The sequence below is a fragment of the Acinetobacter sp. NIPH 542 genome (assembly GCF_000369825.1).
GTDB classification, from domain to species: Bacteria; Pseudomonadota; Gammaproteobacteria; order Pseudomonadales; family Moraxellaceae; genus Acinetobacter; species Acinetobacter oleivorans.
Genome location: NZ_KB850205.1, coordinates 274,919 through 301,767, shown reverse-complemented (window position 1 = coordinate 301,767; position 26,849 = coordinate 274,919). Strand labels below are relative to the sequence as shown.

Below are 26,849 nucleotides of genomic sequence, written 5' to 3'. Positions count from 1 at the left end.
TGATGCACTTCACATTTTTTGTCTGTATAAAATCTGCATCGTTTCTTAACAATTGATGTGGATAAAGCAGTATTTATCCACAGTTTTATTTCACCCAGCCAATTTCTTGAGCTGTAGGTAAACCTATTATTGTTTCATGTAAGCCATTCGGCATTTTATTGCTCTGCTCAGACAAAGGCGTTCGACCACCCATGATTTCGGCATTAGTTTGTGGATATAGAGGCACTTTTTCAGGTTGAGCATAACCTAAAGGGTAAATAGGTTGTCCTGTTTTTAAATCATATTTGTCTTGTGCCCCAAAGCCATGTAATAGCTCATGAACAATCACAACCTGATTTTGTGAAGCTTGTGTTTTAGTCGCAAATAAATTCACACTACCAATACGACCTTTTTCTAAAGCAGTCGAATGAATCAAAACTTTTTGGTAATTGGGATCATAATAATTTAAATAAAGTTTGAGTGATGCTCCACTGTCTTCGGGTTGTTTTTGTCGCCATGCATAGAAACGAAACTTTAAGCTCCACCACATAACATGCAAAATATTGGCATTTTGAGGAACCTCGGGCGGTCGTTGCTGTAACTGTTGTCCTAAGCGAATTATAAAGTTTCCTGATTGCCCACGATAATGCTGTGACCACTCACTTAAATAGCTATTAATTGCCCAAAAATCTTCATTTTTCAACTGATGAATATAGCTCTGTGTTGTCTCTAAACCATCTGCATTAACTGGATGTAAAACGACTACAACTGGTCGATTCCAATCTTGATTTTGATCTCGCCATGCTTGAACAGCAACAATCAATAAAATAATTAATAAACATAAGACCCGAATGTTTTTCCACATTCTTATTCCCCATAAAATTAAAATTTTCTTTTATTGTTTTAGACATAAAAAATGCTAGCTGAGCTAGCATTTTTTATGGTGGACTTGATTAGCCTTCAACCCATTTACCATCTTGGTAAACTAGGCTCCATTTAGTTTGTTTACCTTCTGGGGTTTCTGAACCGACATATTGTGATTGATTCTTACGACTGAATTTCACAATTGTTGGATTACCTTCAGGGTCTACATCTGGCGCTTGTAAAATAAATTGATATTTTGGATCAAGCTGAGCTGCCACACTACGTAATTCTGCAACTTTTGGTGCACGTGTTTCACGAATTTTCGGGAATTTACTCGCTGCCAAGAATAAGCCAGCTGCACCGTCACGCAACACAAAGAAGTCATCATGTTTCGCTGAACGTAAATGTTCCATCTTGATCGGTTCTACACGTGGAGGGGCAGGTTGACCACTTTTCAAGACCTTACGGGTATTGTCACAGCTTGTACAAGCGAAATACGGGCCAAAACGACCAGTCTTAAGCTGCATTTCACCATCACATTTATCACATGGGATCGTTGGCCCATCATAACCCTTAATCTTGAACTCACCTTCTTCAAGCTCAAAACCATCGCAGTCAGGGTTATTACCACATACGTGTAATTTACGACCACCATCAATCACATAGCTGTCCATGGCAGTGCCACATTTTGCACAGCGATGCTTTGACATCAAGTCAGCAGTTTCAGCACCATCATCATCAGATAACGCAGCTAAAGACTCAACAGGTGTTAAGTTCAATGTACCCTTACAACGCTCTTTAGGCGGCAAGTTATAGCCAGAACATCCTAAGAATACACCAGTTGTACCCGTACGAATCTGCATTGGACGTGAGCATTCAGGGCAATGTACAGCTGGTACTTCAACTGGTTGATTACGGCGCATGCCATGCTCGCCTTGAGCATTAGTAAGACGTTTCTTAAAGTCGCCGTAGAAAGTATCGAGTAACTCTTTCCAGTTACGCTCGCCTGTTGCAACTTTATCAAGCTGTCCTTCAAGGTCTGCCGTAAACGCATAGTTCATCAAGTTATTAAAACTTTCATCCAGACGATCCGTCACAATCTCACCCATTTTTTCGGCGAAAAGACGACGGTTTTCTAACTTAACGTAACCACGTTCCTGAATAGTAGAAATAATCGCTGCATAAGTCGAAGGACGACCAATACTACGTTTTTCAAGTTCTTTAACTAAAGATGCTTCAGTAAAACGTGCAGGTGGTTTAGTAAAGTGCTGACTTGGATCTAACTTTTCTAATTTTAAGATTTCGCCTACTTTAATAGCAGGTAAAATAATATCGTCATCTGACTTATTCGCACCACGTACTTTAGTAAAGCCTTCAAATACAAGCGTACGGCCCTTCGCCTTTAGCTCAACATTCGCCGCTTCAACAATCAAAGTAGAAGACAAATATTCTGCTGGTGTCATTTGACACGCAACAAACTGGCGCCAGATCAAATCATATAGACGTTGAGCATCACGCTCTACACCCGCAAGCTGATCACCTGTAAGTGCAACATTTGACGGACGAATCGCCTCATGGGCTTCTTGAGCACCCGCTTTGTTCCCGTAACGGTTTGGCTTTGCTGGTAAATATTTTTCACCATATTGGCTTTCAATATGCGCACGTACCATGCTTACTGCATCATCACTCAAGAAAGTTGAGTCAGTACGCATATAGGTAATAAAACCAGCTTCATATAAACGCTGAGCTAACATCATGGTTTTCTTCACAGAAAAGCCTAAACGTGTACTCGCAGCCTGTTGCAGAGTTGAAGTAATGTAAGGTGCGCTTGGATTAACCTTAGTTGGTTTATCTTCACGCTGTGCAACTTTATATTCAGCACCTTTTAAAACATCTAATAAAGCATCAGTTTCAGCTTTATTTTTCAGTTTAAGGGTTTTACCAGCCTGTCTAAATGCCTCAAGACGAATCTCATCTTTTTTCGCTTGGGTATCTGCAAAAACTTGCCAATATTCTTCTGGAATAAAAGCACGAATTTCTCGCTCACGTTCTACAACCAGTTTTACTGCTACTGACTGCACACGTCCAGCTGATAAACCACGGGCAATTTTTTCCCAAAGTAATGGCGAAACCATAAAGCCCACAACACGGTCTAAGAAACGGCGTGCTTGCTGAGCATTTACACGGTTTAAATCTAGACGTGTTGGCTGTTTAAATGCTTCTTGAATGGCATTTTTAGTAATTTCGTTAAATACCACGCGGTGATAACGGCTGTCATCACCACCAATCACTTCTCTTAGGTGCCAAGCAATGGCTTCCCCTTCTCTATCCAAATCCGTTGCGAGATAGATTGCATCGGCATCTTTGGCGAGTTTTTTGAGTTCAGCTACAACATTTTCTTTACCAGGCAGAACTTCGTAATGAGCTTCCCAACCATGCTCAGGATCAACGCCCATACGATTAACTAAAGCCTGACTAGCTTTTTGTTCTTTTTCGGCTTCGGTGAGTTTAGTCCGGGCAGCCGGCTTTTTCTCTGTTGATTTACTGCCGCCTGTTGGCAAGTCACGTACGTGACCTACAGAAGACTTTACAATGAATTGCGAACCCAAATATTTATTGATGGTTTTCGCTTTGGCAGGCGACTCCACAATCACTAAGGCACGTTTATGTGCAGCAGGTGCAGTAGATGCTGTGCTTTGAGATGCAGAGCGCGAGGTATTCGCCATATAAAATGTTATTCCTATACCAATAAATTTAAAAATCAGGCTTTAGCCAAGGTCAACAGATAAGCCTTCATCTCATCTAATTGTGTTGCTCTTAGGTCTGATTCCTCATCCCAATAAAGCCCTACACAGTTTGCCTGCATATCAATAGCATAAATCCCTTTTAATGCAATGGGAGAATCATTAAATTTCTCATCGCCCTGAACCACTTTTAACTTGCCATCTATAACGCGAGCACGCATTAAGGATAAACGGGCATCAGGAATCAATACACTATAATAAGCAACCATGCTGGCACGTTTTTCAGTAGCCATTGGAACATGTGTCCATTCAGGTGCAACAATTACACGTGGATGTAACCCTATTTTTCGGGCTTTATCACGCATAATACCAAGTGCCTTTTCACGTGGGCTCACTCTTAAACCAAAAATGGAGCCTAGTACGAAAAGAACAATGATAACGGTAACCCAAATTCCCATATTGTCCATAGCAAAACCTATTAATCTCTTTTATTAGAGTTGCATAAGCTGACCAGAAAACGCAAGTTACATCAGAAAAATAATGCCCGATAAGATCGCAAGAACTAAAATATCAGTATTTCACGGTGCAAATTGCAATGTTGTCACTCAAATATAGTTAAGAGTTCTGACCATCATTAACAAGTGTCAACTTTCCAAATCGGTCAAGATGGGCATCACCCCACAGTTTTAAAGCAAATAGAATTTGCTCAAGACTTTGCCCTAATTCGGTCAGGCAATATTCCACTTTAGGTGGGACCTGAGGGTAAACTTCCCGATGAATAATTCCGTCTTGCTCTAACTCACGTAACTGATTTGTCAGCATTCTTTGAGTAATGCTCGGAACACGCTTTCGAATTTCATTAAACCGTAAGGTGCCTTCATTAAATAAATGCCAAAGAATGACGCATTTCCACTTTCCGTCAATCAAACTAATGGCCGCCTCCACTGAACAACCCGGAGAGCAATCAAAACTTGAATGTCGTAATTTTGCCATTTTACAGTATCCTTTTTGACACTATGAGCGTTATTTGTCTGTAGTCACTAAATTTAAGCTTACGTTATGATCAAACTCTCAACAAGAGGAATTATTATTATGAAAGCTGTGGCATATCAAAAAGCAGGTCTCATTACGTCACCAGAAGCACTCGTTGATATTGAACTCGACACTCCCGTTGCAGAAGGTCGTGATTTACTTGTTCGTGTTCAGGCGATTTCAGTTAATCCAGTTGATACAAAAATTCGCAACAATGTAAGCCCAGAGAATAATCAATGGAAAACTCTTGGTTGGGATGCAGTAGGTGTCGTTGAATCAATTGGAGATCAAGTTTCACAATTTAAAGTCGGAGATGCAGTCTGGTATGCAGGCGCACTCAATCGCCAAGGCAGTAATAGTGAATTGCAGTTGGTTGATGAACGTATTGTGGGGCATAAACCAAAAACTTTAGAAGCAACTGAAGCAGCTGCTCTTCCTTTAACTGCTATCACGGCATGGGAAATGCTATTTGATCGGTTACAAGTACCCAAAGCTGCTCCAGAAAATACATCAATATTAGTAATTGGCGGAGCTGGTGGTGTAGGTTCAATCACAATTCAACTTCTTAAACAGTTGACTAACCTAACTATTATTGCGACAGCTTCACGAGCCGAAACTAAAGAATGGGTTAAGCAACTTGGTGCCGACTATGTATTAGATCATCGAGAGCCTTTAGCAGCCCAAATCAAGCAATTAGGCTTAACTGCACCTTTATATGTATTCTCAACGACTCAAACAGATCAGCATTTATCAGATATCGTAGAGTTGATTGCTCCACAAGGTCATTTTGGCTTAATTGATGATCCAGCTCAGTTAGATATTAAGCCTTTTAAATCGAAGTCTGTATCGGTGCATTGGGAATTTATGTTTACACGTTCAATGTTCCAGACTGATGATATGCAAAAACAAAGTGAACTATTAAATGAAGTCAGCAAACTAGTTGACGAAGGAAAAATCAAAACGACCGTAACCGAGGTTATAAGTCCAATTAATGCTGAAAATTTAAAACGAGTTCATCAGCAAATTGAAAGCGGCACAACAAAAGGGAAAATCGTATTACATGGTTTTTAAGTAAAATTGAAGATATTCCCTAATAAAATGGCAAGTATTGAACTTGCCATTTTATTAATAGTGAGGAGGTTTATTGGTTAATGGGTCAAAAGGTGCAATACCTTCCGATAAATCCGATGATTCCACACGTTGATAAAGAAATTGCATTTGTTTTTTTAAATCAGCTATTTCTTGGGTCTGAATAGCGAGTTGTTGATTTAATTCTTCAACTAAATCATCCAAAAATGTAATTCGCACTTGCAAATCTTCAATGGGTGCGGACAATGACGCTTGATCATCATGATATGGTGGTTTAGTCATTTAAATCCTCATTTGAGATTCTGGAAAACATTATGGCCTATATTACCCTAAGGGATGTCCAACTTGCTTTTGGCGGACCTGCCCTACTCGATGGCGCGAACTTTAATCTAGAACGTGGCGAACGAGTCTGTTTAATTGGGCGTAATGGTGAAGGTAAGTCTACTTTACTTAAACTGATCGAGGGAAGCCTATTACCAGATTCTGGTGAAGTTTCCATTCAAAATGGTCTAACTGTTTCAATGTTAGCCCAAGACGTTCCAATGGACTCTGGCAAAGTAGCTGACATTGTGGCAGATGGTGCAGGAGAAGCTTCTGAAGTACTCAGAGCTTATCATGAAGCGACCGATGCTTGTATGTTAGGAGATATGGAAGCCTGTGATCGCATGGGTAACCTTCAGCATAAGCTAGACCAACTAGATGGTTGGGCATTAGAAAATAAGGTAAATGCTCTTTTAAGTAAAATGGGGCTTGATCCAAATGCAGACTTAGCAGACCTGTCAGGTGGACGTAAACGCCGTGTCTTACTCGCACGCGCTCTTTTAACACAGCCAGACGTATTACTTCTAGATGAACCAACGAACCATTTAGATGTTGAAAGTATTGAATGGTTAGAAAAATTCTTACTCGATCAAAATAATTTAACGCTTCTATTTATTTCGCATGACCGTTCTTTTGTAGATAGCATTGCAACTCGAATTGTGGAACTCGACCGCGGTATTTTACGAGGTTATGAAGGTAATTATTCTCGCTATTTAGAGCTAAAAGCTCAGCAAATGGAAGCAGAAGAAAAACAGAATGCTTTATTTGATAAAAAGTTAGCTGAGGAAGAAGCTTGGATTCGCCAAGGTATTAAAGCACGTCGTACCCGTAATGAAGGCCGTGTTCGTGCTTTAAAAGCTTTACGTGAAGAATCGAAAGCACGCCGCTCACAACAAGGCAAAGTGAGTATGGCAACTCAAGACGCAAATCGTTCAGGTAAATTAGTATTTGATATCGAACATTTAAGTGTCGCTTACGATGATAACTTACTGATCAAAGATTTCTCTACCCTTATTATGCGTGGTGATCGTATTGGCTTGGTAGGTGATAACGGTGTTGGTAAAACGACGTTGATTAAAGCCATTTTAGGTGAAATCGAACATGGCGGTTCAGTTAAAACAGGTACACAGTTAGAAGTTGCCTATTTTGACCAATTACGTAATGCCTTAGACCTTGAAAAAACGGTAATGGCAAACGTTTCAGAAGGCTCTGACTTCGTTGATGTAAATGGCAACCGTCGTCATATTTACAGCTACCTTCAAGACTTCTTATTTTCACCTGAACGTGCCCGTACTCCGGTAAAGGCACTTTCTGGTGGTGAACGAAATCGAATCTTACTGGCTAAATTGCTACTCAAACCGTCGAATCTAATTGTAATGGATGAGCCAACCAATGACTTGGATATGGTGACCCTTGAGCTTCTAGAAGAAATGTTGTCTGATTACAAAGGCACATTGCTACTCATTAGCCATGACCGTGCATTTATGGATAACGTAGTAACATCTACGTGGGTATTTGATGGTAAAGGCAATATTGCAGAATACATCGGTGGCTACCAAGACTATTTGCAGCAACGTCCAGATGACAAAGTAGTCGATCAAAAATCTGATGTTAAAAAAGCTCAGGCGAAAGCTGAAGCGGAAAAAGCTGCTGCCCAAAGTACCGTTAAAAAGGTCAAACTGAGTTATAAAGATCAGCGTGAACTTGAACAATTACCCGCTGAAATTGAAAACTTAGAAAAGGAACAAGCAGAACTTTCTGAGAAACTTGCAGATGGTTCATGGTTTGTTAAAGATGCAGATGCTGCGACCCAAGCAAGCCAACGCCTAGCAGAAATTGAAGAATTACTGCTTGAAAAATTGGAACGTTGGGACGTGCTTGAACAAATGAGTAAAGGAAACTAATTCATTTTACTTTCCTAAAAAGCCTCTAAAAAAAGAGCCTTCTTAAATTAAGCAGGCTCTTTTTTTTATATTGTGAATATAAGCTTTTAAAAACTTAAAGCTTATAAATCACATTCCTATCATGGATTATATCTTGGCTATTTTTAGTATTTTAAAATAGCCTTGTGCTTGAATATAGGACTTATAAAAATAATTATGTTATATCTAACAGCATAATAATATTGGAGTGTTTTGGCATGCTGGAGCTTTCTCAAATTTTAGCATTTGGACTAATTTGTTTGGCGATGGTACTCACTCCTGGTCCCAATATGATTTACCTTATTTCCCGATCAATTTGCCAAGGGAAAACCGCTGGATTTATCTCTTTAGGTGGCGTAGCTGTAGGCTTTATCTTTTATATGCTTTGCGCATCTTTTGGTATTACGGCGTTAATTGTAGCTGTTCCTTATGCTTACGACACGATTCGTATTGCTGGCGCGATTTATTTACTCTGGCTTGCATGGAAAGCCCTGCGTCCAAATGCCGCTCCTATTTTCAATGTAAAAGATTTATCAGTAGACTCCCCAGCTAAACTTTTTTTAATGGGTTTTGCGACTAACCTGCTTAATCCGAAAATTGCCATTATGTATTTATCTTTACTGCCACAGTTTATTCATCCACAACAAGGCAGTATTTTGTGGCAATCAATTCAACTCGGTACGATTCAAATTTTTGTCAGCGTTTCAGTAAATGCGCTTATTGTACTTTCTGCGGGTAGCATTGCCCTTTTTCTACAACAAAAACCTCTTTGGGCAAATATACAACGCTGGCTCATGGGAACAGTATTAGCAGGACTCGCTGTTAAAATTCTTTTAGAAAATCGCCGATAACTCAAGCTTCTTATTTCATCCTCTCTTAACACTCAATTGAACAGTGTATTACGACGATAAATTCAGTTCGTGATACACTTTTGCCTGTTTTAACTTTTTGAACTCTTTATATCGTTATGAGCCAAAAGCAGCCTTATACGCCCGGTGAATTTCAATGGTCCTTTTTATTGCCTAAATATTGGGGTGTTTGGATTGCTATTGTCTTTTTAATGCTTTTGGCTATTTTACCTTGGGCCATACAATGGCGTCTGGCGCATGGCGTAGCTCATCTAGCTTGGAAATATCTAAAATCACGCCGTAAAACCACTATTCGTAATTTAGAAGTCTGCTTTCCTGAATGGTCTGCCGATAAGGTTCAACAACAAGCTCAACAAGTTTTCGTCGATATGATGCTTGGGGTGTTTGAAACCTTAAATGCATGGTACAGCCCACGCTGGTTTAAAAATCGAGTCACGATTGAAGGTTTAGAGTACATTACCAATGCTCAAGCTCAAGGCAAAGGTGTTTTATTACTAGGGACTCACAGCACGCTTCTTGATGCAGGCGGCTATGTTTGTGCTCAATATTTTGAACCAGATGTTGTCTATCGACCTCAAAATAACCCATTGCTCGATATGCTCATTTATCGTTGCCGTGGCACGATTTATAAAGCACAAATCGACCATGATGATATGCGTGGTTTAATTCGTCACCTTAAAGATGGCGATGCAATTTGGTATAGCCCCGACCAAGACTTTGGACTTAAACAAGGTGTTATGGCACCATTTTTCGGAGTACCTGCTGCCACAGTAACTGCACATCGCCGCTTATTAAAAATCTCAAAAGCAGTCGCCGTGCCTTTATATTTCTATCGCCATGGAGATATTAAGAACCCGAAATATCATGTTCTGATTGAACCTGCGGTCGACAATATGCCAAGTGAAGACGAAGTCGATGATGCAACACGCGTCAATAAAATTATTGAAAATCAACTTCGCATCGCACCGACTCAATATATGTGGTTCCACCGTCGATTTAAGACACGTCCTGAGGGATATGAAGAGATCTATTAAATAATCTTCTGTAATGACCGCACTGTAGTTATAAACATCTAAATAAACACCAGTATGTACTATCGTGCGAAGGCGACAAGGATGTCGCCTGTTGGACTACAACATCATGGATGTGTCGTTAGTCCAACAAATGGTTTTGTTACTTTTGCCAAAACAAAAGTAAGGAGTAAACTCCACCTATTGAATGAATAAACCGTAAGACCCCGCTTTGCTACAACCTAAAGGCAAAAAACAATGAAAGTGATGCAACTTCTCCCAGAACTCAATAGCGGTGGCGTAGAACGCGGCACACTAGAAATTGCACGTGCGCTCGTTGCACAAGGCCACCAATCATTGGTTGTTTCAAATGGTGGCCGTTTGGTCTCACAGCTCGAAGCTGAAGGTTCTACTCATTTAACGCTACCCATTCATAAAAAAGCACTTTCAAGCTTGTGGCAAATCCGCCCTTTACGCCAGCTGATTGAACAGCATCAACCCGATATTGTTCATGTACGCTCACGCGTACCTGCTTGGCTGACTCACTTTGCTTTAAGAAAAATACCTTCGAACAAACGCCCTCACCTCATTAGCACGGTGCATGGCTTTTATTCAGTCAATCGTTATAGTGCAATTATGACTCAGGCCGAAAAAGTGATTGCTGTTTCAGAGAGTGTAGTTAAATATATCACTGACCATTATAAAAACTGCCCTCCCCAAGATATTGTTCGAATTTATCGAGGAATTGATCCAGCCGCGTTTCCACATAGTTATCAGCCATCAGCACAATGGTTTAATCAAGTTTTTAATGACTTTCCTGAACTCGAAAATAAACTCTTACTATGCTTACCTGGCCGTATTACGCGTTTAAAAGGACATGAAAGCTTAATTGAATTGATGCAAAAACTAGGTGAACAATATCCTCAGCTACATGCGGTAGTTGTTGGTGGTGCCGATGCAAAAAAACAGGCCTATCTAAGCGAGTTGCAGAGTACCATTCAAAGCAAAGGACTCGCAGATAAAATTACCTTTGTAGGTCATCGCTCAGATATTCGCGAATGGCTCGCTTTTAGCGATATTGTGCTCTCTCTATCCAATCAAGCAGAAACATTCGGTAGAACAGCATTAGAAGCGCTCTCAGTCGGTACTCCAGTCATTGGCTGGAACCGTGGAGGCGTGGCCGAAATTTTATCGAATGTCTATCCACAAGGTCTTGTTGAAGTAGGAAATGAAAAGGCTTTACTGGAAACAGTGGAACAGCATATTGAACAACCTCAGGTTGTTGCCCCTGTTACCATGTTTAGCTTGAAAGACATGTGTGATCAGACACTGGCGTTATATGAATCTGTAGTGAAATAACCTCATAAAAAAACCCGCGATCAACGCGGGTTTTTATTACAACAATAAAAAGTCAGCTTTATTTAAGCGATGCTTCATAAGCTGCTGCTTTTTCATAGTCGTATTGTTTTTCCCATTTACTAATCACAAGTACTGCAAGTGCATTACCTACAACGTTCAATGCGGTACGTGCCATATCCATGATACGGTCAACACCAGCAATAAATGCCAAGCCTTCTACAGGAATACCAACACTACCTAATGTTGCTAATAACACAACAAATGATACGCCAGGAACACCCGCAATACCTTTAGAAGTAATCATTAAAGTTACAACTAAAATCACCTGTTGGCTAATTGACATTTCAATACCGTAAAGCTGTGCAATAAAGATTGCCGCGATACTTTGGTAAAGCGTAGAACCGTCAAGATTAAATGAATAACCTGTTGGGATTACAAAACTAGAAATTGCTTTAGGCGCGCCATAAGCTTCCATCTTTTGCATAATACGCGGTAAAACTGTTTCAGAGCTTGCAGTTGAATATGCCAAAATTAATTCATCTTTCAAAATCTTAAACAAAGTAAAGATATTGATGCTGAACATTTTTGCAGTTAAACCAAGTACCACCAAAGCAAAGAACAAGATCGCGCCATATACCAACACGACTAACTTGCCTAAAGGGATAAGCGAAGCGAAACCGAAGTTTGCAACCGTTACTGCAATCAAACCAAACACACCCACTGGCGCATATTTCATGATGATGTGCGTTACACGGAACATTGTTTCCGATACAGCATGAAATACGTTTAATAATGGATCTTTAGTTGTTGCTGGTAATGAAGACAAACCAATACCAAATAACACAGCAAAGAAAATCACAGGTAACATTTCGCCATGCGCCATTGAACTAATAATGTTCGTTGGGATAAGCGATAATATTGTCTGCATAATGCCATGAGACTGTGACTGAACTTCTTCAGTTGTATGCTTATATTGAGAAATATCAGTTTGAACCAGTTGAGACATATCAATGCCTGAACCTGGATGGAAGATATTCGCTGCAACTAAGCCCACCAAAATAGCAATAGTGGTAATAATTTCAAAATAGAGAATGGTTTTAAAACCAAGTCGCCCTAAACTTTTCGTACTGCCAACACCTGCAATACCTAAAATCAAGGTAGAGAAAACGATTGGAATAACAATCATTTTAATCAGGCTAATGAAAATCTTACCAAGTGGCGTAAGAACATTAGTTACAATACTGTCTTTGATTTCAGGCTGGTTATGTAAAACAGCCCCGACAACTATCCCTAGGATTAAAGCAATTAAAATTTGCCAAGCAAGGCTAAATTTAAAATTCTTCATAAGACAATCCTTATGCACCGCAAAGTATCAAATATGAGAGGGAGAAGACCACTAACTAAGAGTGAAACCTCAATATGTACAGTAATTTCCAAACAGAAATTTAAATGCACAAACAAATCACAACTCGCCGATCTGACGAGATAAACAACAATGCCTGTTGACGATCCAACATGTCAACGATCGGCACATTCTATTGAGATTTGCTAATTAAACAACCCCAATTTATCTCTAAACAGATGAAAACCCATATTTATTCATCAATAATCTATAAAAACAGAAACTTATCTAAAAAAAAAATTGTATCTATTTTCATTGAAAATTACTTAGATATAGATGAGAGCTTACCTATCATTAGATAGATTTTAAAATTAAGATTAACTTAAAAATATTTCTTTTTTTACGATAAATTAAATATGGTATATATAAAATATTAACCCGAGTTCTGCGTCCTGCAAAACTCGGGTAAATGAGGTTGTGCTTTCAGGTTAATCGTTATTTTTATCGTTTCCGTTCCAACATCTAATCCGTGATGCTATTCCATATCAGCTTTGTGTATCCTTACGTGGGATTGTCCATTCCCGTTTCCGTGTGCCGATGAATGTAGAATAAGGTTTTTATCCCCCCCTGCCTATTCGCCCTAGACTCAAATCTTTGTACGATATTGCTTACATCAATTTTTATATTCTTTTTCTTTATAAGGCTGTGCAATTTTATCAGTCACAATTTTTTCTTCTTTTTCAGCCTTTGCAATCCCTTCTTGTATAGCACTTTGAGCCTCTTCTTCATCGGTTTGAGTTTGTTCTAATTCCTCTTGAATATGTTCAAATATTCGGCCAGTCTGCAAAACAACATATACAGGAAAATGATCAGATCCAATATGTGGTAAACGCTGCATTTTAACTAAACCAAAATCCGTACTATGAAAAATATGATCTAAAGACCAACGCAGCAATGGATAATCTGCATGAAAAGTATTAATAAAATGTCGCCCAACTCGTGGGTCAAGTAGCCCACTAATCCGCTGGAACAAACGCGTAGTCCGCGACCACGCTACATCATTTAAATCTCCCATCACAATACAGCTTTCATCTAAGTCTTTAATCTGGTCGCCAACAATTAAAAGCTCTGCATCACGTAAAGTCGAATCTTTCGCCTCGGTTGGACTCGGTGGCTTCGGATGTAAACAATAGAGTTGAACTGGCATACCAGATCGTAAGGTCACAGTAGTATGAATAGACGGAATTTCATCACTTAAAATAAATTTAACTTCAGTATTCGATAGAGGTAATCGACTATATAAATGCATGCCGTATAAATTATCTAAAGGCACGGGAACGCGATAAGGATAATCTTCTTCAATTTCTTTTAAAGCATTTTCCCAAGTCTTATCACTTTCCAATGTAAGTAGTAAATCTGGTTTTAATGTCCTGATCTGCTCAAGCAGTAAATGATATTTATCATTTGGGGTTAGAACATTCGATACAATTAATGAAATTTGCTTTTGTTGGTCTAACTGAGATGATTTGACCTGTTTAACCTGTTTTTTCCAGAGCAAGGTATAAGGCAAAACCATTTTAAGCTGATAGGCGATGGCCGCCATAAGCACAGCAAGCACTATTTCACGCCATAGATTCCATTCGCCCGGCCAAAATAACATTCCTATAAAGGCTAATAGACCAACAAATAGAATCTGCAAACGAGGAAAATCGGCGCCACGAAACCACCACTCATCACGAGGAATAAGTGACCAGAAACTTAACCAAATCACCAGACCAGCTAGAACTTCGACATAAATCATTGAATTTTCTCTTTTAAGATGATTTGGTTTTTAAATTTTTTGTCATCTTTATCAATTTTGTATGTAACATAAACAAGATATTCTACTCAATAAACATGGTGTTTTGTTTCTGTAACGCTTGCAGTTGTGGACACTTTTGATACACTCAACTCCCCCTAACAATTTTAACGCACCGAGGCAAAATGACATGAAAGTAGGTCTGGTCGGTTGGCGCGGGATGGTCGGTTCCGTCCTTATGCAACGTATGGTTGAAGAGAATGATTTTGCTCATATTGAGCCATTTTATTTCTCTACCAGTAATGCAGGTGGTGAAGCTCCTTCATTTGGTGGTAAGTCTGCCCCAGCACTTATGGAAGCTACAGACATTAATAGTCTGAAGCAAATGGATGTCATTATTACCTGTCAAGGTGGTGACTATACGTCTGAAGTTTTCCCACAGTTAAAAGCAACTGGTTGGGATGGCTACTGGATTGATGCAGCCTCTACTTTACGTATGTCAGATGATGCGATCATCGTTCTTGACCCAGTAAACCTTAACGTTATTAAAGACGGTTTGGTTAACGGCACCAAAACTTTCGTAGGCGGTAACTGTACAGTATCGCTTATGTTGATGGGTGTAGGTTCACTTTTCCAAAACAATTTGGTGGAGTGGATGACTGCTATGACTTATCAAGCAGCATCAGGCGCTGGCGCACAAAACATGCGTGAGCTAATTACTGGTATGGGCTACTTATATAACAATACCAAAACATTGTTAGATGATCCTAAATCTGCGATTTTGGATATCGATCGCCAAGTTGCTGAGTTACAACGTGGCGAAGGTTTCCCATCTGCTAACTTTGGCGTGCCATTAGCTGGATCGTTGATTCCTTATATTGATAAACAGCTCGAAAGCGGTCAGTCAAAAGAAGAGTGGAAAGGTCAGGTTGAAACCAACAAGATCTTGGGTAATTCACAAATTGTTCCGATCGATGGCCACTGTGTCCGTATTGGCGCGATGCGTTGTCACTCTCAAGCACTGACAATCAAGTTGAAAAAAGATGTGCCGCTTGATGAAATCGAAGATATGATTCGTACTTCAAACCAATGGGCGAAAGTTGTACCAAACACTCGTGAAGCGTCTATGACTGACCTTACACCTGTTGCTGTAACTGGCACCTTAACTGTACCTGTTGGCCGTTTGCGCAAACTTAATATGGGTAAAGAATATTTAGGCGCATTCACAGTAGGTGATCAGTTACTTTGGGGTGCTGCTGAACCTTTACGTCGCATGTTACGTATCTTAGTAGAATACAAGAGCTCATAATTTGGTCTGAATTATTCAGTCAAAACGAAAAGCCGATCACATTAGATCGGCTTTTTCGTAACTGGTTTGTAAAAATTTTACAATTTATTTACATTTCATTATTGTATAATTTTGAACGACTTTACGACTTATTAGGTCATGGATTGAGATGACTGTTTATAACAAATTAAAAATTGCCATTTTCACCATTATGTCTTCGCCTTCTCTTTATGCGATTACATTAGACCCTATACAAATTCAGTCTGCGCCCGGGGATTTGTTATATGCAGAAATGAATTTCCAACAAGCTGACCCCAACGCTACATTACAAGTGAGTTTAGCGACTCCTGAAGATTTAAGCGCTTTGGGTGTAACTCATCAGCCTCCAGGAAATCTTAATTTTTATACACGCCAAAATGGTCAAGGTTCTGGGGTTATTGTGATTACCTCATCCCGACCTGTTAATGATCCTGAGCTCAATATTGTTGTGAAAATCAGTGAAGGTTCTGCAACGCGTTTACAGCATATTAAAACGGTAATTAAACCTTCTCCGATAAAAAAGACTGAAAATAACGAAAGTACTTTATCTCCTCAGTTTGTTGTTAACGAGAAAGATATTGCATTAAATCTGCCAGAAAGCACCCAATATGCTTCATCAACTTCGACCCCAACTACAACAAACTCTAATAGTGAACAAAATCTTAATATCAGCTCTGGCACTGCCTCTGCATTAAATACGAATTCAACACCCTCACTTAGTGAAAACGCTTCAGCTCTAGCAGCTCAACAAGTTGTAACAGGTACGGCGCCCGATCAGGCACAAACCAAACCCACTATCACTAAGTCAAATGCCCATACTTCGCCAAAGACAACCGTTAAAAATTTAGCAGGACAAAAGAAGCCTGTTCCATCCAAAAATATCAGTCAAAATACTGCAAAGAAACAAACCCTAAGTCCATCTAAAGGACCAGTAACTTCAGGTAAATATGTAGTACAACATAATGAATCTTTATGGAGCATTGCTAATCGTATTGCAGCGAAAACCAAACAGCCAGTTGCAAAGGTCATGAATGATATCCAAAAACAAAACCAGCATGCTTTTATTCAAGGTGATGTAAACCGTTTACGTCAGGGAATTTCTCTAAAACTCACACACCCTCCTGTCGCTAAAACTCAGCAAAATAAATCAAAAACAGAAATAACACATACTGCAAAATCATCTTCTGGCCAAGCTAAATACCGATTGCAACAAGCAGAAATGAGTATCGTGGCTGAAAACAGCCAAAATTCTACACATGGAAGTGCTAAAAAGAGCACACAACAAAGTCAAAACAATACTGAGTTAGCAGTAAAAGTTATGACAAAAAGAGAAAAAAACGTTACATTACAAAGGAATGTAACCAAACTAAATCAAACTTTACGTTTAAAAGACCAGCGTATTCAACTTTTGAATGCACGCTTGGCAGAGTTACAACAGCAGTTAAAAGCACAGCAACAAACTCACAAACAAAAACATTAAGTTAAAACCAGAGTTAGCTCGCTTTATATTGCAAATATTTATTTTTTAAGGGGAAAGTAATGTTATATGTGATTCCATTCATCATATTACTCGTGGTCGCTGTTATTTTAAAAAAACGCGAGAATAGCCAGAAACAAGAGGCCACTTCTCCTAAAACGGTAAACAAAAAAAACAATAAAAAAGCGAGCTCTAAATCGAGTAAAAGCTCGCGTGAAAAAAGCAAAGTAAATGTGGTAGAAGACACTCTCCCACCTATTCCACAAAGCACTCCTGTTCCAGAAGCTGTACGTCAAAAAATTCAACAGCTCATTCAAGAAAAGCAATATTCAGCTGCTGAAGCTCAAGTCAATCAGGCGTTAAAAAAAGACAATACTCAGCATGCGCTTTATTTATTATTACTTGAAGTTCATATTGCACAGAAAGATGAGTTTGCTATAACACAACTGATTGGCCATATTCGTAGCTTGGCATTAAATGAAATAGCGACTCAAGCAGAAACTAGACAAAAAGAATATGAGTCATCAAGACAACCTGATGCCATCGATTTTCCTCAAGCTCAAACATATGAAGAACCAAAAAATACACCAGACACTACAGCTCAGTTTGATCAGTTAACAACAAGTTCTTCTGAAGCTTCTTTTGATGACTTGCAGAAAGACTATACACCTGTAAAACAAGAACCTGCTGTTGAAGTTAAACCTTTAGAATTTAACTTTTCACTCGAAAAAACTGCTGCTACAGAAACTACCAGCCAACCTATACATGAACCAGAAGTATCAACATCTCAGCAAGTACCAGAAGTATCGTCATCTCAGGAAACAAATGAGCTAGCTGATTTAGAGTTTTCTTTTGACTTGGCACCTCTGCATGAAACTGAGGAAAAAACTCAAGCAGTAGAGGTAAAAGCAGATCAAGAGAACAGCGTCAATGCTTTAGATTTCAACCTTGACTTAAAGCCTTCAAGTTCAGAGACGAAATCTGTTGAACAAGCTCCATCATTAGATGAACTTACACTCGTAGAACAAGCGCCATTAGAAGCAACTTCAATCGCGTCTCTTGAGTTTTCGTTAGATGAGCCAGCGTTAGTTACAACACCAGAGATTGAAACTCAAAACCATATAGAGGCAGTCAATGGAGAGGCGACTCAAACTCAAGTAGAGGATCCACTTCTAGACGCATTTCCAGAATTAAAACAGTTAGATGAAAATGAACTCGACTTACAACTTGCAGAGCAATACATCAAGTTAGGCGCTTACCCAGCAGCACACGCCTTGTTGGCAAGTAATGAGCAAAAATTCAACACAGAGCAACAACAACGCGCGAAAAATCTACTAAATCGCATAGCTTCTTAAGGCTGATCGTTTTACCATAAGCAGTCAAAGATGACTGCTTTTGTGCATGAAAAAGATGAAAAAAATAGCCTTATTTTATATGGGTGGTACTTTTGGCTGTGTAGGTGAACCTTTAGCGCCTATGCCATATGACCAATTCTTGCCTCAACTTGAAAAAGTTATACCACCCCACTTAACAGTTGACTGTTTTGCTGCCCCAAATATTGTAGATAGCAGTGCTTGTACAGCACCTGATTGGCTACGTCTTATTCAACGTATACAACAGCTCCAACTCGAAGGTTATCAACACTTCATCGTTATTCATGGTACAGATACTCTTAGTTATGCTGCTGCAACCCTAGCTCGCTTTTTAGGCCAAAGCTGTCATATTGTGATTACTGGTAGCCAATACCCGTTACTCAATGTTCAAGGTGATAATACTCGTGAATTTACTGATGCAATTGAGAACTTATATCTTGCATTAGAACAAGTGATTGCCCTACCTGTAGGTGCGTATCTTGCATTCCATCATCAAGTATTCCATGCACAAACTGCATTAAAAACGCATACGACTGAACTCGATGCATTTTCAGGTCTAAGTAGTGAAGTTGAGTTTACGCCTCAGCAAAATGAATTGATCGTACAAGATGCTCAAATTGAAAAAGCGGCTTCATTCCAGATTTTAAACTGGATGATGCAACCTATTGCGACCAGTCAACTTGTCCAACAATTACGAAACTTACTACCAGCCCCACCTCAATTTTTAGTATTACAAGGCTTTGGTACTGGAAACATAGCTGTTAATCAAGAGTTGCTAGCAACATTAGATGAGCTCTATACACATGGCTGCGTTCCGATTCTTACAACTCAGGTGACGTTTGGTGGTATTGATCAACGTTATGCGATTAGTGCTTGGGCCAAAACTGCAAAAATTGTCATTAATGATGCGCATAGTCACGCAGATCTCTATGCAAAAGCACTTCAAATCTATTTAAAATACTCAACCCCAGAACAATGGTTCAGCCATTGGAACGAAAATTTGCATTAAATAGAGGTAAAGCCATGCAACGTTATGCAGTCGGTATTGAATTTAGCGGAGTTCAATATCGAGGTTGGCAAACACAACAGCCAGGCGTTGCCAGCGTACAAGAAACGATTGAACGTGTGCTTAGCAAAGTCGCAAATGAACCTATAGCACTCCATGGTGCTGGTCGTACCGATGCAGGAGTACATGCGACAAATATGGTGGCACACTTCGATACTCATGCCATTCGGCCAGAGATGGGGTGGTTAAGAGGGGCAAATAGCCAATTACCCAAAGATATTTCCATTCAGTGGATTAAGCTGATGGATGAAAGTTTTCATGCCCGTTTTAAAGCGACTGCTCGACGTTACCGCTATATTATATATAACACGCCTCATCGCCCTGCACTCCTGCATAAACAGGTTACTCACGTTTACCAAAAGTTAGATGTGCAAAAGATGATTGGAGCTGCCAGTAAATTTGAAGGAACGCATAACTTTGAAACTTTTCGTGCAGCAGCATGCCAGTCAAACCAGCCTGTTCGACATGTAAAACATTGCCGTTTATTTGAACACGGGCGCTATTTGGTTTTAGATATTGAAGCAGATGGTTTTTTACACCATATGGTTCGCAATATTGTTGGATGTTTACTTGAAATTGGTCAAGGTATGTATGAAATTGATCATATCGATACAATGTTTGCTGCACAGGATCGTAAAGCGGCAGGAGTAACAGCCCCACCCGACGGTCTTTATTTTATTCAGTGTAATTACCCAGAGCAGTTTGATTTGCCACAGCCACCGCTTGGACCACATTGGCTAAACTTACCTGAATAAGCTTAGCCCAATGCTGTATGTTTCTACCGGTGTTGTTTACGCTTACGATACTCAACCGGTGTCTCATTCGTCCAACGCTTAAATGCGCGGTAAAACGTACTCGGTTCAGAGAAGCCAGTTAAATACACAATACGCTCAACACTCTCGTTGGTATTTGCCAAAAGTTTTTTAGCTAATCGACAGCGATAATCTGACAAGATTTGCTGAAAACTAGTATTGGCTTCGCTTAGCTGAGTACGTAAGCGACGTGGAGTAATATTCAACTGAGCTGCAACCGTTTCTAAGGTTGTTTCTCCACTTTCCAACGTTGAACCAATTGCGCGACGAACTTCACCTACTAAATCATAACGAGCCAATTCCTGTAATTTTTCAATCGCGAGCTGCTCATGCAACTGCAATAACTCAGGCTCTGCTTGCCAAAGCTGAAAATCTAGAATAGCTGGATCAAAATATAAACGTGTCTCTTTCTGACCTAAACTGACTGGGCAGCCATACACTCGGAAATATTCATCCTCAGAAGCACCTTCGCTAAAATTAAAATCGATGAAGATGGGATGAAATTGCCCTTCGGTAATAAATTTAAAAAATCTAAGGATGCCTGAAATTGCACATTCAGAGAAGTGACGATTAACAAGATTATCAGCACCGATCTGTTGACCATTGGTTAAATAGCAACGCCCTTCTTCAATGACTAGTTTCGCATCAAATGCGTCACTAATGAGTCGCTGATAAGCCAAGGCCCGTTTTAGCCCTTCACCAAAAGTTTCACTACTAATAAATAGATGTTCAATGACCTGACCACGGTACAAAGGCAAATGCTCGCCTAAATGCAAACCGATATCTGGATCTTTACTGACTTCCTGAGCGGCAGTCCAAAAGGCGTACTGTGCACTTAACGGTGTACGTGCATTTGTATCAACCTGATTTAAAGCAACTCCCGCTTTGGTTAATATTTCTTCTGTTGGCAAACCCGCACGACGAATCGCTTGATAGCCAAAGCGTAATACAACTGATGCATCTGTTAGCTGACCCACGCAGTGCCCTTCCATGTAGATACTTCATTGATATTTAGGGCTGTTGACCTTTACGCAATTAACAGTCCCTAATAACTATGATTTTAGATTAGCGTTGATTGACCAAACTGACAACAGAATTACTCTTCTTTTATGAAAAAAATTACATCTTTTTTTATTAGTCATACTTTAACCAGATGCTTTAGCAAAAGGATGTCTATCTTGTTTTTTTTAAATAAATTGACTATAATTTGCGCCTTTCCAATTTGATCATCAGGTAGGCTATGGCCAATAAAGAGGAACTCATTGAGTTCGAAGGCGTTGTCACCGAAACGCTTCCTAATACGATGTTCCGTGTACGTCTTGAAAACGGTCACGAAGTTATTGCACACATTTCTGGTAAAATGCGTAAACACTATATTCGTATTCTTACTGGCGACAGTGTAAAAGTCGAAATGACTCCATATGACCTCACTAAAGGTCGTATTACGTACCGTGCTCGCTAATTAGTGAATGCAAAAAAGCCACTTTATGATGTGGCTTTTTTATTGCGTTGTTTATTCACTTAAGCGACTGGTTTTACATCCTACCGTTTGGCATTCACGCAGTCTTTCTTGCAGCCAATGGTTTCTTTCTTGCGTTGTCTGTAAACGACATTGCACGTCTACGCTATTCCTGTTTGAATCTGTACAATCTGCATCACGTTGACGTATCCACGCGAGTTGAGATTTTTTAAGAATATTTTTTTGCGCCGTATTTAATTTTACGCGCAATGCTTGATAGTTCTTGTTCAGATCTGTATCAGCACTCGCATAAATTTTATTTGTACAGTAAATATCATCGTAAGTATTTCGGGCACTATCGCAGTTATCGGCATAGACCGCAGTCATTCCAAAGCTGCATAAAAAAGCCAAAACTATTTTTCTCATACTTTTCTTCCTTAAGTTTTCTATGAAATTATTATTAAAACGATTTGAATGTAATGATAAATCGCAAGACAAATTTACCTTCTATTTATCATAATCTTCCTTTTTTACTTTACAAGTATTCAAATCCAACCTATTGTTCTTTAATAATAAATATAATTTTTTATTGAGATAAAAATGAATACAGCTACTCGGTGTCAAATTGGCCTACTTTGTTTAATTGTCATGAATATGAGCGCTTGTACTAGCCATCCACGCCAATCTATAGATTTACAAGAATATTTAAAGGGCTTTCTAGGCAAATCATCGAACACCATTCGGCAAGATATCAATCTACGAAGTCTTGGTTTTCAAGTCGCAAATACTCCACAGAAAACATCCAATCAGCTCATCTATACGATTTTACGTCCATTAAACATTCCAATCCCAATGGTGACTAATGTCGACATGAGAGGTAATTCTGTCGCTATACAATCAGGTAATTTGGGTGGTAATTCTTACGATTTGAATTTCAACTGCAAAGTTATTTTTCAGCTGAAGAATGATATTGCTGAGTCTATTCAATATGAAGGTAAAGCCTGCTAAAACATAGGCACAAAAAAAACGCAGCATTGAGCTGCGTTTTTTATAAGAAGCTTTTAAGCAAGAGCAGCAACAACTGCCTCACCCATCTCAGCTGTACCAACTTTTGTCATACCTTCAGACATAATATCTGCTGTACGCAAACCTTGATCAAGTACTTGACCTACAGCGTCTTCAATTGCTTTTGCAGCAGCTTCTTCACGGAAGGTATAACGAAGCATCATTGCAACAGAAAGAATCGTTGCTAATGGGTTAGCCACATTTTGACCAGCGATGTCAGGTGCAGAACCATGACAAGGCTCATACATACCTTTGCCATTTTCATCCAAAGATGCAGATGGCAACATACCGATTGAACCTGTAAGCATTGCTGCTTCATCAGATAAAATATCGCCAAACAAGTTACCCGTTACGATCACGTCAAACTGTTTAGGCGCACGTACAAGTTGCATTGCAGCATTGTCGACATACATATGTGAAAGCTGAATGTTTGAATAACTTGCTTGCTGTAAATCAGTAACTGTTTGCTTCCAAAGTTCTGTAACTTCTAAAACGTTCGCTTTATCGACCGAACAAACCTTTCCACCACGTAACCCTGCAAGTTCAAAAGCTACTTTTGCAATGCGCTTAATTTCGCTTTCAGAATAAACGTCTGTGTTATAGCCTTGTTTTTCGCCGTTTTCGAGTTCACGGATACCACGTGGCTGACCGAAATAGATACCACCTGTCAATTCACGAACAATTAAAATATCTAAGCCAGCAACGATTTCAGGTTTTAAGCTAGAAGCATCTGCTAATTGCGGATATAAAATTGCTGGGCGCAAGTTAGCAAACAAGTTAAGTTCACTACGAATTTTTAAAAGACCACGTTCAGGGCGAATAGAGCGCTCAATCGCATCCCATTTTGGTCCGCCTACCGCACCTAATAAAATTGCATCAGCTTTTTTTGCTTGTTCACTCGTTACAGCTGGATACGGTTCACCATGCGCATCAATTGCTGCGCCGCCCAATAGGCCATGTTCCCAAGTTAACGATAAATTAAATTTTTCATTTACTGTATTTAATACTTTTTCTGCTGCCCCAACAATTTCAGGACCAATACCATCACCAGCTAAAATTAAAATCTGTTTAGACATGAACTTTTTCCATTTTCCAAAAACAAGCAGCGTTATATTTACCGCGGTGTTAGTTTTTTCTGTTCAAGGAACTCGCCTAGCCCTGTTGTTACATCAAATGGTCGACAAAAACGGCGAATTACACGCCCATCCTGATCTAAATCGACACATAATGGATCTGGTACAGAAACATTGAGCAAACTACCCGAACGGTTAGATTTGTCTCGGTACATTTTAAATGTATAGCGATGGTTGGCATTAAACTGGTGAATCACATGAAATGTTTCTGCCCGATCTGGAGAAATCGGATAGAAACGGATCACCACTTCATATTGTTTAGCGGGCACAGATAAATATAAACTGTTGGTTTGACCAAGCACTGAACCGTGCAATCTTACAATTCCTTGATGAATTGCCTGATTACTAATTCGTCGTGTTTGCGCATCCACTACAGTAATATCATTTAGTCGTTCAAATTCACAACTCTTCGCGCCCGAACAATATATTGCTGCATTCTGCCCCAAATTTTCTTGTTCAGCCTGCTTAATACGGACAGTATCCACTACATTATACGTGCTCTGACAAGCACTGAGTGTTATTGCGCACAGGCTCAACAAAAAGCTATGAGTAACGTTCCTCTTCATTGTTCAAGCCCAATCCTCATCTAGTGCATAATTTTAAGGTGTTTTTATGCTTTAGCATGTTAGCAAGAGTTTGAACACTACGCCATGGCTATGTTTAAAATGTACCAAAAGGTTAATTTAACTCTTGGAATACCCAAGGACGAACCTGTTTAGTTTTTTCTTCATAAGCGCGAATTGCATCCGCATTTTGAAGCGTTAAACCAATATCATCCAAGCCATTTAACAAGCAATGCTTGCGAAATGGGTCAACTTCAAATTTAAAAGCTTCACCTGTTGGGGTACGCACTTCTTGAGCCGCTAAATCAATTGTTAATTGATATCCTTCATTGGCAGCACATTCTTTAAATAACTGATCAACAATTTCCTCTGACAAAATGACAGGTAACATGCCATTTTTGAAACAGTTATTAAAGAAAATATCAGCAAAGCTTGGCGCAATAACAGTACGGAAACCGTATTCATTCAATGCCCAAGGTGCATGCTCACGACTTGAACCACAACCGAAGTTAGTACGAGCAATTAAAACATTTGCGCCTTGATAACGTGGTTGATTCAAAACGAAATCCGGATTTTTGGGACGTACCGAGTTATCTTGCCCCGGATAACCTTCATCTAAATAACGAAGTTCATCAAATAAGTTATCGCCAAAACCAGTACGTTTGATTGATTTCAAAAACTGTTTTGGAATAATTAAATCTGTATCAACATTGGCACGATCTAATGGTGCAACGATACCTTGTTCAACTGTATAAGCTTTCATGGTTTGCTCCAGACCGAATTAAAATGAACGAACATCAACAAAGTGACCTGCGATTGCAGCCGCTGCCGCCATTGCTGGGCTCACCAAGTGAGTGCGACCACCATTGCCTTGACGACCTTCGAAGTTACGGTTAGACGTCGATGCACAGTGTTCACCCGGTTGTAACTTATCTGCATTCATTGCTAAACACATTGAACAACCCGGTTCACGCCATTCAAAACCAGCTTCCAAGAAGATTTTATCCAAGCCTTCTTTTTCTGCCTGTTGTTTAACTAAACCTGAACCCGGAACAATCATGGCTTGCTTAATGCTAGAGGCTACTTTACGGCCTTTAACCACTTCAGCCGCAGCACGAATATCTTCAATACGAGAGTTAGTGCAAGAACCGATAAAGACACGATCAAGTTGAATATCAGCTAATGCTTGACCTGCATTTAAACCCATATATTGATAAGCACGCGTCCAGTCATTGCGTTGAACGTCATCTTTCGCTTGTTCTAAAGTTGGGACAGCTTCTGTGACTGGAATAACCATCTCAGGTGAAGTTCCCCAAGACACTTGTGGCTCGATCTCTGCGCCATTTAATTCAACGACTGCATCAAACACTGCATCTTCATCTGAATGCAAAGTGTCCCAGTAAGCAACAGCTTGTTCCCATTGCTCGCCTTTTGGTGCGTAGCTACGGCCTTTCACATATTCAACAGTTTTGTCATCAACAGCAACCATACCGACACGAGCACCAGCTTCAATCGCCATGTTACATACCGTCATACGTCCTTCAATCGACATATCACGGAAAACTTGGCCACCGAACTCAATTGCATAGCCTGTACCACCAGCGGTACCAATTTTAGCAATGATTGCCAACACAACATCTTTTGGTGTGACGCCTTTGCCTAATACGCCATCTACACGTACTAACATGTTTTTAGATTTCTTCTGGATCAAACATTGTGTTGCTAACACATGTTCAACTTCAGATGTTCCAATACCATGCGCCAAACAACCGAAAGCACCGTGAGTAGCTGTATGTGAATCACCACATACGACTGTCATGCCCGGTAAAGTTAAGCCCTGTTCAGGTCCAACCACATGCACAATACCCTGACGGATATCATTAATGCTGAATTCAACAATATTAAAAGCTTTACAGTTGTCATCTAAGGTTTGAACTTGAATACGAGACGTATCATCTTCAATACCTGCGATACCTTGGTCACGCTCTTTTTTAGAAGTTGGAACGTTATGGTCAGGTGTAGCAACGTTTGCACTTAAACGCCATGGTTGACGACCTGCAAGTTGCAAACCTTCAAATGCTTGTGGACTAGTCACTTCATGCAATAAATGACGGTCAATATAAAGTAAACATGAGCCATCATCACGCTGTGAAACAACGTGGTCATCCCACAATTTGTCATATAAAGTTTTGCCTGCCATGTCGTCTTGCTCCATTGGACTGGGTAATTCTAATCTTTCTTCGAT

The 26,849-nt window shown here is 39.7% G+C and carries 25 protein-coding genes; 12 read left to right on the top strand and 13 right to left on the bottom strand.

Translation table 11 applies throughout. The features are described from left to right. Positions 1-85 precede the first annotated feature (85 nt). The 4 genes from F886_RS04755 to F886_RS04740 form a co-directional block, all read right to left on the bottom strand. On the bottom strand, positions 86-844 hold the full coding sequence (locus tag F886_RS04755; protein ID WP_005302104.1) for a hypothetical protein: 759 nt from the start codon (positions 842-844) through the stop codon (positions 86-88). Between the two features lie 88 nt (positions 845-932). After that, the gene (topA, locus tag F886_RS04750) at positions 933-3,569 is read right to left on the bottom strand and encodes a type I DNA topoisomerase (protein WP_005302100.1); all 2,637 of its coding nucleotides are present in this window, start codon (positions 3,567-3,569) and stop codon (positions 933-935) included. A gap of 35 nt (positions 3,570-3,604) precedes the next feature. After that, on the bottom strand, positions 3,605-4,054 hold the full coding sequence (locus tag F886_RS04745; protein ID WP_004794821.1) for a hypothetical protein: 450 nt from the start codon (positions 4,052-4,054) through the stop codon (positions 3,605-3,607). Positions 4,055-4,202: 148 nt separating this feature from the next. Continuing rightward, complete coding sequence (locus F886_RS04740) at positions 4,203-4,580, bottom strand: winged helix-turn-helix transcriptional regulator (RefSeq protein WP_005302097.1); 378 nt, start codon at positions 4,578-4,580, stop codon at positions 4,203-4,205. Between the two features lie 99 nt (positions 4,581-4,679). Here F886_RS04740 and F886_RS04735 point away from each other — a divergent pair, with 99 nt between their 5' ends. Beyond that, positions 4,680-5,690 (top strand): zinc-binding alcohol dehydrogenase family protein, encoded by a 1,011-nt coding sequence (locus tag F886_RS04735; RefSeq protein ID WP_005302094.1) that lies wholly within the window; start codon positions 4,680-4,682, stop codon positions 5,688-5,690. Between the two features lie 54 nt (positions 5,691-5,744). Here F886_RS04735 and F886_RS04730 read toward each other — a convergent pair whose 3' ends face one another. Continuing rightward, on the bottom strand, positions 5,745-5,990 hold the full coding sequence (locus tag F886_RS04730) for a SlyX family protein (RefSeq protein ID WP_005302092.1): 246 nt from the start codon (positions 5,988-5,990) through the stop codon (positions 5,745-5,747). A gap of 32 nt (positions 5,991-6,022) precedes the next feature. Here F886_RS04730 and F886_RS04725 point away from each other — a divergent pair, with 32 nt between their 5' ends. The 4 genes from F886_RS04725 to F886_RS04710 all read left to right on the top strand — a co-directional run bounded on the left by F886_RS04725 (position 6,023) and on the right by F886_RS04710 (position 11,189). Next, positions 6,023-7,933: an ATP-binding cassette domain-containing protein gene (locus F886_RS04725; RefSeq protein ID WP_005302089.1), complete on the top strand. Its 1,911-nt coding sequence runs from the start codon at positions 6,023-6,025 to the stop codon at positions 7,931-7,933. Between the two features lie 236 nt (positions 7,934-8,169). Continuing rightward, a complete protein-coding gene (locus F886_RS04720; RefSeq protein ID WP_004794830.1) occupies positions 8,170-8,802 on the top strand; it encodes a LysE family translocator in 633 nt (210 codons plus the stop codon). 116 nt (positions 8,803-8,918) lie between these two features. Further along, entirely contained in the window at positions 8,919-9,854 is a 936-nt protein-coding gene (locus tag F886_RS04715; protein WP_005302084.1) for an LpxL/LpxP family acyltransferase, read from the top strand. A gap of 234 nt (positions 9,855-10,088) precedes the next feature. Beyond that, positions 10,089-11,189, top strand: coding sequence for a glycosyltransferase family 4 protein (locus F886_RS04710; protein ID WP_005302081.1), 1,101 nt, complete (start codon positions 10,089-10,091; stop codon positions 11,187-11,189). Between the two features lie 58 nt (positions 11,190-11,247). Here the strand turns inward: F886_RS04710 and gltP are convergent, their stop codons facing one another. Continuing rightward, positions 11,248-12,534 (bottom strand): glutamate/aspartate:proton symporter GltP, encoded by a 1,287-nt coding sequence (gene gltP, locus F886_RS04705; RefSeq protein WP_004794835.1) that lies wholly within the window; start codon positions 12,532-12,534, stop codon positions 11,248-11,250. Between the two features lie 670 nt (positions 12,535-13,204). Then, entirely contained in the window at positions 13,205-14,332 is a 1,128-nt protein-coding gene (locus tag F886_RS04700) for an endonuclease/exonuclease/phosphatase family protein (RefSeq protein WP_005302078.1), read from the bottom strand. A 187-nt stretch (positions 14,333-14,519) separates the two neighbouring features. Here F886_RS04700 and asd point away from each other — a divergent pair, with 187 nt between their 5' ends. From asd to truA, 5 genes are all read left to right on the top strand, one after another. Further along, entirely contained in the window at positions 14,520-15,638 is a 1,119-nt protein-coding gene (gene asd, locus F886_RS04695; RefSeq protein WP_005302075.1) for an aspartate-semialdehyde dehydrogenase, read from the top strand. Between the two features lie 148 nt (positions 15,639-15,786). Continuing rightward, entirely contained in the window at positions 15,787-17,136 is a 1,350-nt protein-coding gene (locus tag F886_RS04690) for a type IV pilus assembly protein FimV (protein ID WP_005302070.1), read from the top strand. Between the two features lie 59 nt (positions 17,137-17,195). Then, the gene (locus F886_RS04685) at positions 17,196-18,488 is read left to right on the top strand and encodes a hypothetical protein (protein WP_005302066.1); all 1,293 of its coding nucleotides are present in this window, start codon (positions 17,196-17,198) and stop codon (positions 18,486-18,488) included. Positions 18,489-18,543: 55 nt separating this feature from the next. Continuing rightward, complete coding sequence (locus F886_RS04680; RefSeq protein ID WP_034590840.1) at positions 18,544-19,515, top strand: asparaginase; 972 nt, start codon at positions 18,544-18,546, stop codon at positions 19,513-19,515. A 14-nt stretch (positions 19,516-19,529) separates the two neighbouring features. Next, positions 19,530-20,327 carry a tRNA pseudouridine(38-40) synthase TruA gene (gene truA, locus F886_RS04675; protein ID WP_005302063.1) on the top strand — a complete coding sequence of 266 codons (798 nt, stop codon included), beginning with the start codon at positions 19,530-19,532 and terminating at the stop codon, positions 20,325-20,327. Positions 20,328-20,350: 23 nt separating this feature from the next. Here the strand turns inward: truA and F886_RS04670 are convergent, their stop codons facing one another. After that, positions 20,351-21,361, bottom strand: coding sequence for an AraC family transcriptional regulator (locus F886_RS04670; protein ID WP_005302061.1), 1,011 nt, complete (start codon positions 21,359-21,361; stop codon positions 20,351-20,353). Between the two features lie 263 nt (positions 21,362-21,624). Here F886_RS04670 and infA point away from each other — a divergent pair, with 263 nt between their 5' ends. Next, on the top strand, positions 21,625-21,846 hold the full coding sequence (infA, locus tag F886_RS04665; protein ID WP_001284370.1) for a translation initiation factor IF-1: 222 nt from the start codon (positions 21,625-21,627) through the stop codon (positions 21,844-21,846). Between the two features lie 51 nt (positions 21,847-21,897). On the opposite strand, the gene F886_RS04660 is transcribed toward infA, so the two are convergent. After that, positions 21,898-22,269: a lysozyme inhibitor LprI family protein gene (locus F886_RS04660; protein ID WP_005302057.1), complete on the bottom strand. Its 372-nt coding sequence runs from the start codon at positions 22,267-22,269 to the stop codon at positions 21,898-21,900. 174 nt (positions 22,270-22,443) lie between these two features. Between F886_RS04660 and F886_RS04655 the strand changes: the two genes are divergently transcribed. Then, positions 22,444-22,851 (top strand): hypothetical protein, encoded by a 408-nt coding sequence (locus F886_RS04655; RefSeq protein WP_005302055.1) that lies wholly within the window; start codon positions 22,444-22,446, stop codon positions 22,849-22,851. A gap of 53 nt (positions 22,852-22,904) precedes the next feature. Here F886_RS04655 and leuB read toward each other — a convergent pair whose 3' ends face one another. From leuB to leuC, 4 genes are all read right to left on the bottom strand, one after another. After that, positions 22,905-23,984, bottom strand: a complete 1,080-nt coding sequence (gene leuB / locus F886_RS04650) for a 3-isopropylmalate dehydrogenase (RefSeq protein WP_004640985.1) — start codon at positions 23,982-23,984, stop codon at positions 22,905-22,907. Between the two features lie 38 nt (positions 23,985-24,022). After that, positions 24,023-24,607, bottom strand: coding sequence for a hypothetical protein (locus F886_RS04645; protein ID WP_005302052.1), 585 nt, complete (start codon positions 24,605-24,607; stop codon positions 24,023-24,025). A gap of 112 nt (positions 24,608-24,719) precedes the next feature. Then, positions 24,720-25,367 (bottom strand): 3-isopropylmalate dehydratase small subunit, encoded by a 648-nt coding sequence (gene leuD, locus F886_RS04640; protein WP_003654711.1) that lies wholly within the window; start codon positions 25,365-25,367, stop codon positions 24,720-24,722. An 18-nt stretch (positions 25,368-25,385) separates the two neighbouring features. Then, a complete protein-coding gene (gene leuC / locus F886_RS04635; protein WP_004794861.1) occupies positions 25,386-26,804 on the bottom strand; it encodes a 3-isopropylmalate dehydratase large subunit in 1,419 nt (472 codons plus the stop codon). Positions 26,805-26,849: the final 45 nt, after the last annotated feature.

Coding starts and splice junctions, on each gene's coding strand:
- leuD (WP_003654711.1), bottom strand. CDS start 25,367: ATGAAAGCTTATACAGTTGAACAAGGTATCGTTGCACCATTAGATCGT.
- F886_RS04655 (WP_005302055.1), top strand. CDS start 22,444: ATGAATACAGCTACTCGGTGTCAAATTGGCCTACTTTGTTTAATTGTC.
- F886_RS04715 (WP_005302084.1), top strand. CDS start 8,919: ATGAGCCAAAAGCAGCCTTATACGCCCGGTGAATTTCAATGGTCCTTT.
- F886_RS04685 (WP_005302066.1), top strand. CDS start 17,196: ATGTTATATGTGATTCCATTCATCATATTACTCGTGGTCGCTGTTATT.
- F886_RS04735 (WP_005302094.1), top strand. CDS start 4,680: ATGAAAGCTGTGGCATATCAAAAAGCAGGTCTCATTACGTCACCAGAA.
- F886_RS04730 (WP_005302092.1), bottom strand. CDS start 5,990: ATGACTAAACCACCATATCATGATGATCAAGCGTCATTGTCCGCACCC.
- F886_RS04710 (WP_005302081.1), top strand. CDS start 10,089: ATGAAAGTGATGCAACTTCTCCCAGAACTCAATAGCGGTGGCGTAGAA.
- truA (WP_005302063.1), top strand. CDS start 19,530: ATGCAACGTTATGCAGTCGGTATTGAATTTAGCGGAGTTCAATATCGA.
- F886_RS04660 (WP_005302057.1), bottom strand. CDS start 22,269: ATGAGAAAAATAGTTTTGGCTTTTTTATGCAGCTTTGGAATGACTGCG.
- F886_RS04690 (WP_005302070.1), top strand. CDS start 15,787: ATGACTGTTTATAACAAATTAAAAATTGCCATTTTCACCATTATGTCT.
- F886_RS04755 (WP_005302104.1), bottom strand. CDS start 844: ATGTGGAAAAACATTCGGGTCTTATGTTTATTAATTATTTTATTGATT.
- leuB (WP_004640985.1), bottom strand. CDS start 23,984: ATGTCTAAACAGATTTTAATTTTAGCTGGTGATGGTATTGGTCCTGAA.
- F886_RS04700 (WP_005302078.1), bottom strand. CDS start 14,332: ATGATTTATGTCGAAGTTCTAGCTGGTCTGGTGATTTGGTTAAGTTTC.
- topA (WP_005302100.1), bottom strand. CDS start 3,569: ATGGCGAATACCTCGCGCTCTGCATCTCAAAGCACAGCATCTACTGCA.
- F886_RS04680 (WP_034590840.1), top strand. CDS start 18,544: ATGAAAAAAATAGCCTTATTTTATATGGGTGGTACTTTTGGCTGTGTA.
- gltP (WP_004794835.1), bottom strand. CDS start 12,534: ATGAAGAATTTTAAATTTAGCCTTGCTTGGCAAATTTTAATTGCTTTA.
- asd (WP_005302075.1), top strand. CDS start 14,520: ATGAAAGTAGGTCTGGTCGGTTGGCGCGGGATGGTCGGTTCCGTCCTT.
- F886_RS04720 (WP_004794830.1), top strand. CDS start 8,170: ATGCTGGAGCTTTCTCAAATTTTAGCATTTGGACTAATTTGTTTGGCG.
- F886_RS04645 (WP_005302052.1), bottom strand. CDS start 24,607: ATGAAGAGGAACGTTACTCATAGCTTTTTGTTGAGCCTGTGCGCAATA.
- F886_RS04725 (WP_005302089.1), top strand. CDS start 6,023: ATGGCCTATATTACCCTAAGGGATGTCCAACTTGCTTTTGGCGGACCT.
- F886_RS04745 (WP_004794821.1), bottom strand. CDS start 4,054: ATGGACAATATGGGAATTTGGGTTACCGTTATCATTGTTCTTTTCGTA.
- leuC (WP_004794861.1), bottom strand. CDS start 26,804: ATGGCAGGCAAAACTTTATATGACAAATTGTGGGATGACCACGTTGTT.
- infA (WP_001284370.1), top strand. CDS start 21,625: ATGGCCAATAAAGAGGAACTCATTGAGTTCGAAGGCGTTGTCACCGAA.
- F886_RS04740 (WP_005302097.1), bottom strand. CDS start 4,580: ATGGCAAAATTACGACATTCAAGTTTTGATTGCTCTCCGGGTTGTTCA.